The organism is Enemella evansiae (assembly GCF_004362375.1).
Lineage (GTDB): Bacteria > Actinomycetota > Actinomycetes > Propionibacteriales > Propionibacteriaceae > Enemella > Enemella evansiae.
In genome coordinates, this window is record NZ_SNXA01000008.1 from 1,214,237 (window position 1) to 1,229,239 (window position 15,003).

Below are 15,003 nucleotides of genomic sequence, written 5' to 3' on the forward strand. Positions count from 1 at the left end.
TGTCCTGATTGAGAATTCGGGAGGCCGATCATGGGCTGGCAGAACCCGCCGATCTCCTGGGGTGAGCTGGAACGCCGGCTCTCCGGGCGGCCCCGCTTCGATCCGCACGATGCCCCGGGGCCCGGGACGACCCCTGCCCCGCGCCGCCGCAGGCAACCCCCGCTGCCCCAGGACCTGGTGGTCAGCGACGGCCCGCACACCCCCTATGCCGAGCTGCACTGCCACTCCTCGTTCAGTTTCCTCGACGGCGCGAGTTCCCCGGAGGAGCTGATCACCGAGGCGGTCCGGCTCGGGTTGAGCGGGTTGGCGATCACCGACCACGACGGGTTGTACGCCGCCTCCCGGTTCGCCGAGGCGGCCGCCGGTTACACCGCGCTCGGGCACCGGTTGGACACCGTCTTCGGGGCCGAGCTGTCGCTGGGCCTGACCACCCCGCAGAACGGGATCGCCGACCCCGAGGGTGCCCACCTGCTGGTGCTGGCGCGCGGCGCCGAGGGTTATCACCGCTTGTCGGCGGCGATCACCCGGGGCCAGCTGATCGGGGATGAGAAGGGTCGCCCGCTCTATTCGCTGGAGGAACTCGCGGCCACCGCCGAGGGGCACTGGCAACTGCTCACCGGCTGCCGCAAGGGCATCGTCCGATCCGCGCTGCGCACCGGTGGCCCCGCCGCCGCGCGCAACGCCCTGGACCGACTCGTCGCACTCTTCGGCCGCGATCAGGTCGCGGTCGAGCTGACCGGTCACGGCGATCCGCGGGACAGCGGGATCAATGCCGCCCTGGCCGAGTTGGCCACCGAGTGCGGCCTGCCGGTGGTCGCCACCAACAACGTGCACCACGCGACCCCCGAGCGGTACCGATTGGCGACCGCGATGGCGGCGGTGCGCGCCGGCCGTTCGCTGGCCGAGCTGGATGGTTGGCTGGCACCCCCGGGTGCGCACCTGCGCTCCGGCGCCGAACAGCAGGCCGCGTTCGCGGCGTACCCGGATGCGATCACGACCACGCTGCGGTTGGCCGCCGAGTGCGCGTTTCCGCTGCAGGCGGCCCGGCCGCGGCTGCCGCGCCTCGACGTCCCGGACGGGTACAGCCTGGCCGGCTGGTTGCGGGAGCTGTGCCGGCGCGGTCTGGCCGAGCGCTATCCGGGTGCGCGGTACGCCGAGGCGCAGGCACGGTTGGATCGCGAGTTGGCGGTGATCGAACGCAAGGGCTTCGCCGGCTACTTCATCATCGTCCACGACATGGTCGCCTTCGCCAAGGGACGCGGAATTCTCTGCCAGGGCAGAGGATCCGCGGCCAACTCGGTGATCTGCTACACCCTCGGCATCACCGCGGTGGACCCGGTCAAGTTCGGGTTGCCGTTCGAACGGTTCATGTCCGAGACCCGCGACGACGAACCGGACATCGACGTGGATTTCGACTCCGATCGCCGCGAGGAGGTGATCCAGGAGGTCTACCGCCGCTTCGGCCGCCACAATGCCGCGCAGGTGGCGAATGTGATCAGCTATCGGCCACGGTCGGCGGTCCGTGACATGGCCAAGGCGCTCGGCCATTCACCCGGTCAGCAGGACGCCTGGTCCACCCAGATCGACTCCTATGGTGACCTCACCGCACCCGACGGCACCCCCGCGCCGGGCAGCCACGAGATCCCCGCCCCGGTGCTCGAGCTGGCAGAGGAGCTGCTCGGCGCCCCGCGCCATCTCGGCATCCACTCCGGAGGCATGGTGCTCACCGAACGCCCGGTGGGTGAGATCTGCCCGATCGAACGCGGCCGGATGGAGAACCGCACCGTGCTGCAGTGGGACAAGGATTCCTGCGCCTGGATGGGGTTGGTGAAGTTCGACTTCCTCGGCCTGGGCATCCTGGCCGCGATCCAGTACTCCTTCGATCTGGTCGCCGACCGGCTCGGCGAACGGTGGACCCTGGCCGGGATCCCCAAGGAGGAGGCCGGGGTCTACGACATGCTCTGCGTGGCCGATTCGATCGGGGTGTTCCAGGTGGAGAGCCGGGCCCAGATCGGCACCCTGCCCCGGTTGCTGCCGCGCCGGTTCTATGACCTGGTCGTCGAGATCGCCCTGATCCGGCCCGGCCCGATCCAGGGCGGCGCCGTGCATCCCTATGTGCGCCGGGCCACCGGCAAGGAGCCGGTCAGCTATCCGCACCCGCTGCTGGAACCGATCCTGGAGCGCACCCTGGGCGTACCGCTGTTCCAGGAGCAGTTGATGCAGATGGCGATGGTGCTCGGCGACTGCACCGGTGACCAGGCCGATCTGCTGCGCCGGGCGATGGGTTCGGCGCGCGGGGTGGAGAAGATCGAACGGATCCGCGAGCAGCTGTTCGCCGGGATGGCCGCCAAGGGGATCACCGGGGAGCTGGCCGAGTCGATCTATGCCCGGATCGAGGCGTTCGCGAACTTCGGTTTCGCCGAGAGCCATGCGATCAGTTTCGCCCTGCTGGTGTACGCCTCCAGCTGGCTGAAGCTGCACTATCCGGGCGCCTTCCTCGCCGGGATGTTGCGGGCCCAGCCGATGGGTTTCTATTCACCTCAGTCGCTGACCGCCGATGCGCGGCGCCGCGGGGTCGAGGTGCGCCGGCCGGATGTCACCTGCTCCCAGGTGCACGCCGAACTGGAACGGATCGACCCGGGGCAGCCACCGGTCACCGGATCGCCGGACTGTCTGGCGACCGAGCAGCCACCGGCCGGCCCGGCGCCCGAGTTCGACCGGGACCGGGCGCGCCGGGAGCATCAGGCGATGCTGGCCCGGCACCGCCGCGACGGGAACTGGGCGGTTCGGCTCGGGCTGACCGCGGTCCGCGGGATCGGCACCCAGTTGGCGGAGCGGATCGTCGCCGAGCGCGAACGCGGGCCGTTCCGTGACCAGGCCGATGTGCTGCGCCGGGTCGGGCTCACCGCCGCCCAGGCCGAGGCGCTCGCGGTCGCCGGTGCCTTCGATGCCTTCGGCCGGTCCCGGCGGCAGGCGCTGTGGTCGGCCGGCTACACCGACAACGAGACGATGCTGCCCGGTGCCGCGATCGATGCGGCACCGCCGGAGTTCGCCGAGATGCTGCCGCTGGAGCTCACCCAGGCCGACCTGTGGTCGACCTCGATCAGCCCCGACGATCATCCGGTCGATCATCTGCGGCCGCTGCTCGCCGCCCACGGGTTGCTGCCGGTCGACCGGCTCGGACCGGACCAGGCCGGTCGCCGGATCCGGGTCGCCGGGTTGGTCACCCACCGCCAGCATCCCGGCACCGCGGGCGGGGTCACCTTCCTCAACCTGGAGGACGAGACCGGGATGCTCAACGTGGTGTGCAGTGTCGGGGTGTGGGCGCGGTACCGGAAGGCGGCCCGGCGCGCCAATGTGCTGATCGTCCGCGGCATCGTCGAACACGCCGAGGGGGTGACCAACCTGGTCGCCGACCGGATCGAACCCCTGGTCGCGGTGCTGCCCGAGGCCCGGGAACTGCTGCCGGCCACCCACCGCTCCCGCGATTTCCGCTGAGGAGCACCCGCGTGGCCCGCTCACGATCCTCGAGTAGCAACTCCGGCGCAGCGAAGCGGAGCCGGAGTGGGTGGCCCGCTCACGATCCTCGAGTAGCAACTCCGGCGCAGCGAAGCGGAGCCGGAGTTGCGTGTCGAGAGGATCACGCCCACCGACGCTCCCCGCACCGAACCGCGGTCATCCTGCACCCGTTCGGTCGACCTTGCACCCATGCCATGCGCAAGAAGTGGGTGCACATTGAACCGAACGGGTGCAGGTTCGGCCATCAAACCTGACTTCAACGCGCGGATCGGCGTCCCGGTCACTCGATTGGGCGTAGGGGCGTGGGGCGGAGCCTCTCAGTTGGCATACTGGCCCCGACGCGCCGATCACTGAACATTGGGGAGAGCACCGATGGCCGATTTCACCTCGCAGGTCTACCAGAACGAGTTCCTCCCCGACGGCGGCACCGACGTCAACGCGATCGTCACGATGACCTGCTCGGGTGCCGGCACCGCCGGCCAGAGCTCCGGCGGTGGCGACGCCGGTGAGATCATCATCGTCGACACCTCGGGGTCCATGGGCGACACGAACATGGAGGCCGCCAAGAACGCCGCGATCGCCGCCCTGGACCACATCGTCGACGGCACCTGGTTCGCGGTGGTCGCCGGCAACCACCAGGCCTACCTCGCCTATCCGGTGACCCGCGGCGGCCAGGGCATGGTCCGGATGGACGCCTCCACCCGCTACCAGGCCGCGCAGGCCATCCGCTACTTCCACTCCGACGGCGGCACCGCGATGGGGTCCTGGCTGAACCTGACCCGGGCGCTGTTCAACTCGGTACCCGGGGTGCGCCAGCGGCACGCGATCCTGCTCACCGACGGGGAGAACCACAACGAGACACCGCAGCAGCTCGATGCGGCGATCCAGGCCTCGATCGGGCAGTTCCAGGTGGACTGCCGCGGGATCGGCGTGGACTGGCAGGTCGGTGAGATCCGGCGGATCTCCCAGGCGCTGCTCGGCACCGTCGATCTGATCCCGAGCCCGCAGGAGATGAGCGCGGTCTTCTCCGAGTTGATGCAGAAGTCGATGGGCCGCGGCGTCGCCGAGGCCGAGCTGCGGGTCTGGGCGCCGCAGGGTGCCCAGGTGCTGTTCGTCCGCCAGGTCTCCCCCACCGTCGAGGACCTGACCTCGCGTTCCCGGCAGGTCAACCCGCTCACCACCGCGTACCCGACCGGAGCCTGGGGCGATGAGTCCCGCGACTACCACGTCGCGGTCCGGTTGGCGGCCCGCGCGGTCGGCCAGGAGCAGCTCGCCGCCCGGGTGCAGCTGGCCGTCAACGATCAGGTGGTCACCCAGGCGCTGGTCAAGGCGACCTGGTCCACCGATGACACGCTGACCACCCGGATCAACCCGGCGGTCGCCCACTACACCGGGCAGACCGAGCTGGCCGATGCGATCCAACAGGGGTTGGCGGCCAAGGCGGCCGGTGACGATGCGACCGCGACGACCCGGTTGGGCCGGGCGGTGCAGCTGGCTCGTGAGACCGGCAACGACGAAGCCACCGCCAAGCTGCGGAAGGTCGTCGACATCGACAACGACGCAACCGGTACCGTCAGGCTGAAGCGGTCCGTCGACAAGGCCGACGAGATGGCCCTCGACACCGCGTCCACCAAGACCACCAGGATTCGAGGCTGACCAGATGACCCCAGCTCAGCGGTCGCGCTGCCCCGCCGGACACCCCAGCGAGTCCAGTGACTACTGCGATGTCTGCGGGGTGCCGATGGGTGCCCCCGCCCCCTCGGGCACGCCCCGTTCGGGTACGCCCCAGCAGGCGGCCGAGGCGGACGAGCCGGCCGCGCCAGCGGGGGTGGAGTGCCCGAACTGCGGTGTGCTGAACGCGCCGGGGGCGCTGTTCTGCGAGGCCTGCGGCTACGACTACACCACCGGTACGATGCCCCGGCCGCGGCCCAATCCGCTCGATCTGGACGCCCCGACCCCGCCGGCCGCGGAGCCGGAACCCCCGGCTGAGCAGGAGATCCCCGTCCAGCAGGAGGAGCCGCGCGCGGTGCTGGTCGAGCCGAAGTCGACCCCGGCCCCGGCCCGCCCCGTTCCCCCCGTCCCGGCCCAGCCCGTCGCCCCGGCCGCGGAGCAGGACGCGGGACCGGAGAGTCAGGCCACACCGCCGCGCCAGCCCCGGGATGAGGCCACGCCGGCGGCCGTACCGGCGGCGGCCGCTGCGGGGCCGACCGATTGGGTGCTGGAGGTGTGGATCGACCCGGAGTGGTATGCGCTGCAGCAGAGCCCCGATCCGATGCCCTCGCCGGGGTTGCCGCACGTGCAGCCGCTGCGCAAGCGGTCGGTGCTGATCGGCCGGCCCTCCCGCAGTCGCGGGATCGCACCGGACATCGACTGCGAGCCGGACAGCGGGATCAGCCGTCGGCATGCGCAGCTGTCCACCGACGGCAGCCGCTGGTTCCTGGAGGACCTGGACTCGGCCAACGGCACCTATGTGGCCCAGGCCGCTGATCCGCTGCCGACCCAGCCGATTCCGGGCAACCGGCGCAAGGAGCTGCACGCCGACGACCGGATCTATCTGGGCGCCTGGACCCGGTTGGTGCTGCGGCCGGCGACCCCGGAGGAGCAGCAGCTCTACGCCGAGGGCTGAGACCTGCCGCGATACCGCTGCGCCGTGGGCGAACACCGCCGGGTACGGCTTCGCCGATGTGGCAACTTGGAGGCGTTACCCAAACAGGAGGCAGAAGTGGAAGTCAAGGTCGGGATCCAGCACATCGCCCGCGAAATCACCGTCGACACCGACGAGACCGCCGAGAAGGTCCAGCAGGCCTATCTGGACGCGCTGGACGGCAACGACACCCTGGTGCTGAGCGACACCAAGGGCGGCCGCACCCTGCTGCGCGCCAGCAGCATCGCCTATCTGGATCTGGGTCAGGAGCAGGCCCGCAAGGTGGGCTTCGGCTCGGTCTGATGCCCACCGCTCAGCAGTTGCAGATCGCCATGCCCGATGGGGGCGTCTGCGATGCCCTGCTGGCCGGCCCCGAGCGGCCGGCCAGCGGGCTGCTGCTGATCCCCGACATCTTCGGCCTGCGGCCGCAGATCGCCGCGATGGCCGAACGGCTCAGCAACCCCAGCCGGGCGGTGCTCGCGGTCAACCCGTTCTGGCGCCGCCGCGGGTCGCCGCTGATCGAGAGGCTCGATCTGACCACCGAGGAGGGCCGCGGCAAGGCGTTCCAGAACGTGATGCCGCTGGCCAACGCCACCCCGCTGAGCGAGACCGTCGCCGACGCGGGCACCTGGCTCGAGGTGCTCGCCGACACCGGTGCGAAGCGGCTCGCGGTGACCGGCTACTGCCGCGGTGGTGTGCTCGCCCTGGCGATCGCCGCCGGCCACCCCGACCGTATCGCCGCCGCCGGGGTCTTCCATGCCGGCAAGGTCGTCACCGATGCCGCCGACTCCCCGCATCTCGGGGTGGGCACGGTACGCGGTGAGCTGCTGTTCCGGCATGCCGACGACGATCCGAACATGACCCCGGCCCAGCAGGAACAGCTCGGTGCGGCGTTGACCACCGCCGGGGTGCGTTTCGACCAGCAGACCTATCCCGGCGCCCCGCACGGTTACACGATGGCCGACACCTGGGCGTACCACCAGGAATCCGCCGAGCAGCACTACACCGAACTCGAGGATCTCCTGCAGCGCAACGGAATCTGACGATTCCCCCGGTCAGGCTCACCTACCGTGCAGCTGCTGGCGGGTCTTGGCCAGCTCGGCGCGGGTCGCGGTGACCTGCTCCGGGGCGGCCTGCTGAGCCACCTTGCCCTCGGCGTCGGTCTGCCGCAGGGCGTTCTCGGTGCCGAAGTCGAGCCCGTTCTCGGCGGTCGCGGCCGGCTTGCGCTGGTCATAGAGCCAGGCCTTGAAGAACCCGTCCAGGTCCTCGCCGCTGAGCCGTTCGGCGAGTGCCTGGAACTCCTCGGTGGAGCCGTTCTTGTAGGTGCGCTCGGCCTGCCAGGTACGCAGCACCTGCCAGAACGCCGGCGAACCGATCCGGTTGCGCAGCGCCTGCAGACTCATCGCACCGCGGTCGTAGACGGCGCCGTCGAAGACGTTGTCCCGGCCCGGGTCGCCGATCGAGACCTGCCAGAAGCTGTCACCCTCGGGGTAGGAGTCGTAGGTCTGGCGCATCAGCTGCTGTGCGGTGCCCTGGCCCTGGTTCTCGCTCCACAGCCATTCGGCGTGGCTGGCGAAGGCCTCGTTGACGTAGATGTCGTTCCACTGCGTGAGCGAGACCGAGTCACCCCACCACTGGTGTGCGAACTCGTGCGCGACCACGCCCATGTTCGAGCCGCTGCGCCAGAAGCCACGGGTGTAGACCGGACGTGTCTGGGTCTCCAGGGCGTACCCGAAGTCGGCGTTCGGCGCGACATTGCCGAGCGCATCGAAGGGGTAGGGACCGTACTGCCGGGCCAGGAAGTCGACGACCTCCTCGGTGCGGGCGAAGTCGGCCTTGGCCCGCTGGATCCGGACATCGTCGCTGACGGCGACCGCGTTGATGATCGGCAATCCCTTGCTGGATGTGGATTCGGAGACCTCGTACTGGCCGATCGCCATGAAGGCGAGGTAGGTGGCCATCGGCTTGTCCTCGCGCCAGCGCCAGGTGTCGCCGTTCGGGGTGAGCGTCTTGGAGACCAGCTTGCCGCCGCTGATCGCCTCGACCCCGCTCGGCACCTTCATGGTGATGTCGAACTTCGCCTTGTCCTGCGGGTGATCGTTGGACGGGAACCACCAGGCGGCGATCTCGGGCTGACCGAGCGCGATCGCACCGTCCGCGGTCTTGATCCACGGGGTGATGCCGTCGACCTTGACCGCGGACGGGACGCCGAAGTATTCGACCTTGACCGTCATCTGCTCGCCGTTGCGCAGCGGCTTCTTCGGCGTGACGACCAGTTCGTGCGGGTCGTTCTGGTTGAAGGTGGCGGGTTTGTCGTTGACGGTCACCGAGCGGACCCGGAGCGCGAAGTCGAGGTTGAACCGGCGCAGGTCCTGGGTGGCCTTCGCGGTGATGGTGGTGGTGCCGTTCAGCAGATCGCCCTGCGGCTGGTAGTCGACGTTGATGTTGTACCGGTCCACGTCGTAACCGGAGTTGCCGTAGTTCGGGAAGTAGTCATCGCCGAGTCCCGAGCCGCCGGCGGTGGGCGGTCCGGCGTGGGCGGTGATCGGGGCAGCGGCCAGCATCGCGCCCGCGACGGCGAGCGTCGCCAGTCGGGGCAGCATCCGGCGTGCGAAGGGCCTGGTGGTCGAGGGGTTACCTGCCATTGTTGGGAATCTCCTTCGATTCCGTACGCCGTCCGGTTGCGTCGACGTACGAGGGGTGTCGTGCCCCTCTTCCTATCGTGGACACCAGAGGCCGACAAGCATCCCGCTGCCGACCGGTACTTTGGTCCAATTCGCCACCGCCGCGCCTCGACCCCTGGGGTGCTGAGCTGAACCGAATGCCGCGCGCACGGACATGCACTAGTGCGAATTGTCGCGATTGCAAACCCAGTCGGACTGGGTTTGATCATGGAACTCACCGACCACTGCATGTCCCAGCGTCGGCCGCTGCGCGCCGGGCGTACGCCTCAGCTCGCCAACCCCAGCCGATCCATCCGCAGCGCGTGGTTCTCGGTGAGCCGGGAGAACATCCGCCCGATGGCGGCCAGGTCCATCCCGGGACGATCCACCGTGCCGGTGAGCAACCCGGTCAGCGAATCCCGGTCGGCGGCCACCCGCTGCGCCTGGGTGAGCGCCTCCCCCACCAGGCGCCGGCCCCAGAGCGCGAGTTTGCCGGCCACCTTCGGGTCCTCGGCGGTCGCCTGGCGCACCCGGCCCACGATGTAGTCGCCCTCGCGGTCGTCGGCCAGCACCTCGTAGACCAGATCGCGGGTCTGTGGGTCGACGTTGGCGGCCACCTCGCGGTAGAAGTCGGCGGCGAACCCGTCACCGACATAGGTCTTCACCAGCCCCTCCAGCCAGGACCGCGGCCTGGTGAACTCGTGGTAGGCGTCCCACGGCTTGTGGAACGGCTCCATCGCGGCCATCACGTCGACGTCCTGCTCCAGCAGGTACTGCCGGACCCGGTCGAAGTGGTTGAACTGCACCGCGGCCATCGAGGCCATCATCACCTTGTCGGCCAGCGTCGGGGCGTGCGCCGCGTCCTCGGCCAGTCGCTGGAAGCCGGTCAGCTCGCCGTAGGCGATGATCCCGAGCAGATCCACCACCCCGGGGGTGGGCTCGCCGGGCGGGGTGCTCGTTTCGCTCATGGACGCAGCCTAGCTAGACTGGGGCCGTCGTACGCGCTCCCGCGTGCGCTGCCCCAGGCCCGCGCCGAAGATCGCGCGCAGGTGCCGGGCGCCGAACACCTCCGGGTCCTGACGGGTCCGGGACCGAGAAGAGGAATCACTCTGTCCACCGACAATCTCCAGACCGAAGCCGCACTCGAAGACGTCGTGGCCGCCGATCTGATCACCGATGACGAGCGGGTCGCCGATCCGCAGACCACTTTCGCCGACCTGGGCGTGCTCCCCGAGATCACCCAGGCGCTCGATGCCGTCGGCATCACCCATCCGTTCCCGATCCAGACGATGTCGATCCCGATCGCGCTGGCCGGCACCGACATGATCGGCCAGGCCCGTACCGGTACCGGCAAGACGCTGGCCTTCGGGGTCTCGCTGCTGCAGCGGATCACCGTCGACAACGAGTCCGGCGTCGCCCCGCAGGCGCTGGTCGTCGCCCCCACCCGTGAGCTCGCCCTGCAGGTCTCCAAGGACCTCGAGGTCGCCTCGAAGATCCGTCGAGCCCGGGTGCTCACCGTCTACGGCGGCGTCGGTTACGAGCCGCAGCTGGACGCCCTGGCCGCCGGGGTCGACGTGGTCGTCGGTACGCCCGGCCGACTGCTCGACCTGGTGAACCGCCGTGCCCTCGACCTGCGTCACATCAAGGTGCTGGTCCTCGACGAGGCCGACGAGATGCTCGACCTGGGCTTCCTGCCCGATGTGGAGCGGATCCTCAGCCACACCCCGGATTCCCGGCAGACGCTGCTGTTCTCCGCGACCATGCCGTCGGCGATCGCCTCGCTCGCACGGACCCATCTCACCCAACCGGTGAACATCCGCGCCGAGCACCACGACGAGTCGCAGACCGTTCCGCTGACCACCCAGTTCGTCTACCAGGCCCACGATCTCGACAAGCCGGAGATCATCGGCCGGGTGCTGCAGGCCGACGAGGTGGAGAAGGTGATCGTCTTCTGCCGCACCAAGCGCGCCGCGCAGCGGATCGCCGACGATCTGGTGGACCGCGGCTTCAACGCCGCCCCGATCCACGGTGATCTGCGCCAGGAGGCGCGGGAGAAGGCGCTGAAGAAGTTCCGGGAGGGCAAGGTACGCGTGCTGGTCGCCACCGATGTCGCCGCCCGCGGCATCGACGTCTCCGGGGTCAGCCACGTGATCAACCACGAGTCCCCCGATGACGACAAGACCTACGTGCACCGGATCGGCCGGACCGGCCGCGCCGGCGCCACCGGCGTCGCGATCACCCTGGTCGACTGGGCGGACCTGACCCGCTGGAAGGTCATCAACAAGACCCTCGGACTGGATTTCGATGAGCCGGTCGAGACCTACTCCACCTCCGCGCATCTCTACACCGATCTGGGCATCGCGGAGGGCACCCGGGGCCGGATCAAGGACGCCGAGCCGGCGCCCCGCAAGGAACGCAGCCGCGAGGAGGGCACCGAGCGGCCCCGCGAGCAGCGCCCGAAGCGCAACCGGAACCGTCGACGTACCCGCAATGGCGAGGTGCTCGCCGAGGGCGAGCAGCAGGCGAAGGCCGCCGAGCCCGCGGGCGAGTCCAAGAGCGAGGCGCAGGGCGACGGTGAGCAGAAGCCGCGTCGGCGTCGGCGTCGCAGCCGGGGTCGCGGCCGCGGCGAGGGCGGCGGTCAGGCGACGGCCGAGTCCCCCGCCGAATCGCCCGCCAGCGAGGACTGAACCGGATGGGCCCTACCGGCTACGGTAGGGCCCATGAACGCGACAGAGTTGTACGCGGACGATGCGTCGTACGCGGCGGGCCCGACCGAAACCGCACTGTTGGACCAGACGATCGGTGAGAACCTGGCTGCCACGGTGGCCCGCCATCCCGATCGGGATGCGCTGGTCGAGTTCTGGACCGGGCGTCGCTGGACCTACCGCGAGCTCGCCGACGATGCGGAGCGGGTCGCCCGCGGTCTGCTGGCGCTCGGGTTGAGCAAGGGCGACCGGGTCGGGATCTGGTCGCCGAACTGTGCCGAGTGGATCCTGTTGCAGTACGCCACCGCGCGGATCGGCGTGGTGCTGGTCAACATCAACCCCGCCTACCGGACGCACGAGTTGGCGTACGCGCTGAACCAGTCCGAATGCACGATGCTGGTCTCGGCCGGGACGTACAAGACCTCGCACTATGCGCAGATGATCGCCGAGGTGTCGGCCAACCTGCCGTTCCTCAAGCAGGTGGTGCTGTTCGGCGAGCCGGGTCAGCCGGACGCGCCGCTGCCCGACGGGTACGCCCCAGAGGGCATGCAGGCGCTCAGCTGGGCCGAGCTGCTCACCGCCGGTGACTCCGGTGACCCGACCGCCGTCGCAGAGGTGGAGCGCACGTTGTCCGCCGATGACCCGATCAACATCCAGTACACCTCGGGCACCACCGGTTTCCCGAAGGGTGCGACCCTCTCCCACCGCAACATCCTGAACAACGGATTCCTTGTGGGGGAAGGGATTTCGATGACCCCGGAGGACCGCCTGGTCTACCCCGTGCCGCTGTATCACTGCTTCGGGATGGTGATGTCCTCGCTCGCCTGTGTGACCCATGGGGCCGCCCAGATCCAACCGGCGCCCTCCTTCGATCCGGAGAGTTGTCTGCGAGCGGTGCAGGTGGAGCGAGCGACGATCCTGCACGGTGTCCCGACGATGTTCATCGCCGAGCAGAACCTGCCCGACTTCGATTCCTTTGATCTGTCCACGCTGCGTTCGGGGATCATGGCGGGTTCGCCGTGCCCGGTCGAGGTGATGAAGAAGTGCATGACCCAGATGCACATGGCCGAGGTGAGCATCTGCTACGGGATGACCGAGACGTCACCGGTGTCCACGCAGACACTGCCCGATGACGATGTCGAACATCGCACCGCGACCGTCGGCGTGGTGCACCCGCACGTCGACGTGAAGGTGGTCGATCCTGTCGACGGGAAAACCATGCCCCGTGGGGAAACCGGTGAGTTCTGCACCCGCGGTTACTCGGTGATGCTCGGCTATTGGAATCAGCCGGAGAAGACCGCCGAGGCGATCGACGACGATGGATGGATGCACACCGGTGACCTGGCGGTGATGAACCCGGACGGGTATCTGAACATCGTGGGGCGGATCAAGGACATGGTGATCCGCGGTGGTGAGAACCTGTACCCACGGGAGATCGAGGAGTTCCTCTACACCCATCCCGACATCACCGATGTGCAGGTCGTCGGGGTGCCCGATGAGAAGTACGGCGAGGAGCTGTGCGCCTTCGTCAAGACCCGCGACGGCAAGGAGCTCTCTGCCGACGATGTCCGCGACTTCGCCACCGGCAAGCTCGCCCGGCACAAGATCCCGCGGTACGTGCTGGTCGTCGAGGACTTCCCGATGACGGTGACCGGCAAGGTACGCAAGGTCGAGATGCGCGATACGGCCACGAAGCTGTTGGAGCTGTGACGCACCTCCGCAACTCGCGCAGTGACCGTGTCCCTCACGTTCCTCGAGTAGCTCGCGCAGCGAGCGGAAACCTAGCCCTGGTTGGGAATCAGGGCAGGCTGGAATTCCGGTGGAACCGGTTGCTTCGCCTTCTGCTTCGCCCTCTTCTGTTTGCCTGCGTTGGCTTGGTCGCGGGCAGCCTGGCGTAGGTCGCGAAGGCGCTGGTTCTTGCGGGCGCGGCGGAGTCGCTCGCGTTCGCGGGCTTCATCGGCTGCTTGTTCGGCTTCGGCCTGTTCCTTCTCCAACTGGGCCTGACCGTTGATCAGGGTGTCGTGGAGGAGTTGTTCGGTCCGGGAGAGCGAAGCCGAGGGATCGTTGATCAGGTGGTCGGGTGGTGGATGGTCCCAGGTGCCGTAACTGGTGACCCAGGCCTCCTGCCCGGCCGGTGTTTCCAGTGGAACACCCCGGGTGAGGGTTGCTCGAGGGTGAATCCGGCGTGGGTTCGTGCCCGATGCGAGGCCCGGTTCAACGGCCCCAGGTTGTCCGAACTGGTCGGCCCCTCCGGGGCGGGGATCGTGTGATCGAGGTCGATCCCGCGGCCGAACGCACTGCGATTCGACCGGGGGAACATCACATACCGGTCCCGCAGCTTCACCCGCTGCGCGAGTTCGTCGCTGGGTCGGTAGGTGTTCACCATCACCGGCGCGGCCAGGTCGATCACCGGCCGCACCTTCACGGTCCCACCGCACTGTGCCAGCAGCTCCTTCAAATGCTGCAGGGTCACCGGTCCGAGTGCTTCGCCTTCACCGCCGCGGCGGTTGGCGAGGTCCTTCTGGTGGACGTGCAGGATCAACTCGGCACCGTGTCGGCACCGCTCGGAGGTGGGTGTGACGATCTCCCCGTGTTTGTTGACCACATCACCGGTAGGCGTGACGCTGGCCCCATCGAACAGCGACGGTTGCAGCAGTTGCCGCGCCCGGTCCGGGTGGGCCAGATGGCCGAGGGCTTCGGCCCGCAACTCATCACGACTGGCGGTGGACCCGCCTGCCTTGAGGACATCCGCGAGCCGATCCAGGGTGCCGTTCAGGTGGGCGGCGTCACCGGCGTCGAGGTTGGCGTAGAGGTCGGTGATGCCAGCGATGGTCCTGTTCGGGGTGAACTCGACGCGGCGGTGCTTCTTGGCGGCCTGGCGTTCGGCCTCTTTGTCATCGTTGAGGATCAACGCCACCTGAGCCTCGGTCGTCGCGACCGCGCGCTTCGGGGTCAGGGGCACCAGACGCAACGCCCACAGGGAGTCGAACTCGCGGGCCTGGGTGAAGGACAGCTGCAACGCGGCGCGGGAGACGTCCCGGGCGACCCAGACGGGAATGTCGCAGTCCAAGGTGGCCTGCCACAGGATCGGATGCCGATGCCGAAGGTTCAATACGTCGGCGGTCCAGACCTGCGCGGTCTCCGGTGAACACCCCAGTGACATCGCGAGTTCGAGGTGGAAGAACTCGGTGATGCCGGGCGTCCCGTCGGCACCGGGGAACACGAGCTGCTCCCCGTGCAGGACGCGGGCGGTCAACTCGTCGGTGTGGGTGTTGAGTCCGGAGTAGGTGTCGCAGGCGGCGGCGATCGCAACGAGCCGGCGGGCTTCGGCCTGGGCGATCTGCTCGCTTTCGGCGCGGATCGCTGCGAAGACTTCGGCTCGTTCGTTGGTGGTCATCTTTGGTCACCTCCTCTCAACTGCTACGTCCAACATTAGTCATAGTGTTCGAATAACTCAAGAGATTTGAGGAAA

11 protein-coding genes are annotated in these 15,003 nt (G+C 68.8%); 7 read left to right on the forward strand and 4 right to left on the reverse strand.

Annotated features, from left to right (window positions below; genetic code table 11):
- Positions 1 to 30 precede the first annotated feature (30 nt).
- From C8D81_RS06360 to C8D81_RS06380, 5 genes are all read left to right on the forward strand, one after another.
- On the forward strand, positions 31 to 3,498 hold the full coding sequence (locus tag C8D81_RS06360; RefSeq protein WP_133625712.1) for an error-prone DNA polymerase: 3,468 nt from the start codon (positions 31 to 33) through the stop codon (positions 3,496 to 3,498).
- A gap of 393 nt (positions 3,499 to 3,891) precedes the next feature.
- Entirely contained in the window at positions 3,892 to 5,175 is a 1,284-nt protein-coding gene (locus C8D81_RS06365; RefSeq protein WP_094355471.1) for a vWA domain-containing protein, read from the forward strand.
- A 4-nt stretch (positions 5,176 to 5,179) separates the two neighbouring features.
- The gene (locus C8D81_RS21515; protein WP_166646695.1) at positions 5,180 to 6,145 is read left to right on the forward strand and encodes an FHA domain-containing protein; all 966 of its coding nucleotides are present in this window, start codon (positions 5,180 to 5,182) and stop codon (positions 6,143 to 6,145) included.
- Between the two features lie 96 nt (positions 6,146 to 6,241).
- Entirely contained in the window at positions 6,242 to 6,466 is a 225-nt protein-coding gene (locus tag C8D81_RS06375) for a DUF3107 domain-containing protein (RefSeq protein ID WP_094355473.1), read from the forward strand.
- Positions 6,466 to 7,206, forward strand: coding sequence for a dienelactone hydrolase family protein (locus C8D81_RS06380; RefSeq protein WP_133625713.1), 741 nt, complete (start codon positions 6,466 to 6,468; stop codon positions 7,204 to 7,206). Before C8D81_RS06375 ends, C8D81_RS06380 begins: the two co-directional genes overlap by 1 nt.
- Positions 7,207 to 7,224: 18 nt before the next feature.
- Here the strand turns inward: C8D81_RS06380 and C8D81_RS06385 are convergent, their stop codons facing one another.
- The gene (locus tag C8D81_RS06385; protein WP_208109128.1) at positions 7,225 to 8,808 is read right to left on the reverse strand and encodes a M1 family metallopeptidase; all 1,584 of its coding nucleotides are present in this window, start codon (positions 8,806 to 8,808) and stop codon (positions 7,225 to 7,227) included.
- A 305-nt stretch (positions 8,809 to 9,113) separates the two neighbouring features.
- The gene (locus tag C8D81_RS06390; protein ID WP_094355475.1) at positions 9,114 to 9,794 is read right to left on the reverse strand and encodes a ferritin-like fold-containing protein; all 681 of its coding nucleotides are present in this window, start codon (positions 9,792 to 9,794) and stop codon (positions 9,114 to 9,116) included.
- Between the two features lie 321 nt (positions 9,795 to 10,115).
- Here C8D81_RS06390 and C8D81_RS06395 point away from each other — a divergent pair, with 321 nt between their 5' ends.
- Together C8D81_RS06395 and C8D81_RS06400 are read left to right on the forward strand one after the other, a co-directional pair.
- Complete coding sequence (locus tag C8D81_RS06395) at positions 10,116 to 11,513, forward strand: DEAD/DEAH box helicase (RefSeq protein WP_094405477.1); 1,398 nt, start codon at positions 10,116 to 10,118, stop codon at positions 11,511 to 11,513.
- A 33-nt stretch (positions 11,514 to 11,546) separates the two neighbouring features.
- Positions 11,547 to 13,241, forward strand: a complete 1,695-nt coding sequence (locus tag C8D81_RS06400) for an AMP-binding protein (protein ID WP_133625714.1) — start codon at positions 11,547 to 11,549, stop codon at positions 13,239 to 13,241.
- 71 nt (positions 13,242 to 13,312) lie between these two features.
- Here C8D81_RS06400 and C8D81_RS06405 read toward each other — a convergent pair whose 3' ends face one another.
- Both C8D81_RS06405 and C8D81_RS06410 read right to left on the reverse strand, forming a co-directional pair.
- Positions 13,313 to 13,525, reverse strand: coding sequence for a hypothetical protein (locus tag C8D81_RS06405; RefSeq protein WP_133625715.1), 213 nt, complete (start codon positions 13,523 to 13,525; stop codon positions 13,313 to 13,315).
- A gap of 74 nt (positions 13,526 to 13,599) precedes the next feature.
- Complete coding sequence (locus C8D81_RS06410) at positions 13,600 to 14,928, reverse strand: hypothetical protein (RefSeq protein WP_133625716.1); 1,329 nt, start codon at positions 14,926 to 14,928, stop codon at positions 13,600 to 13,602.
- Positions 14,929 to 15,003 lie beyond the last annotated feature (75 nt).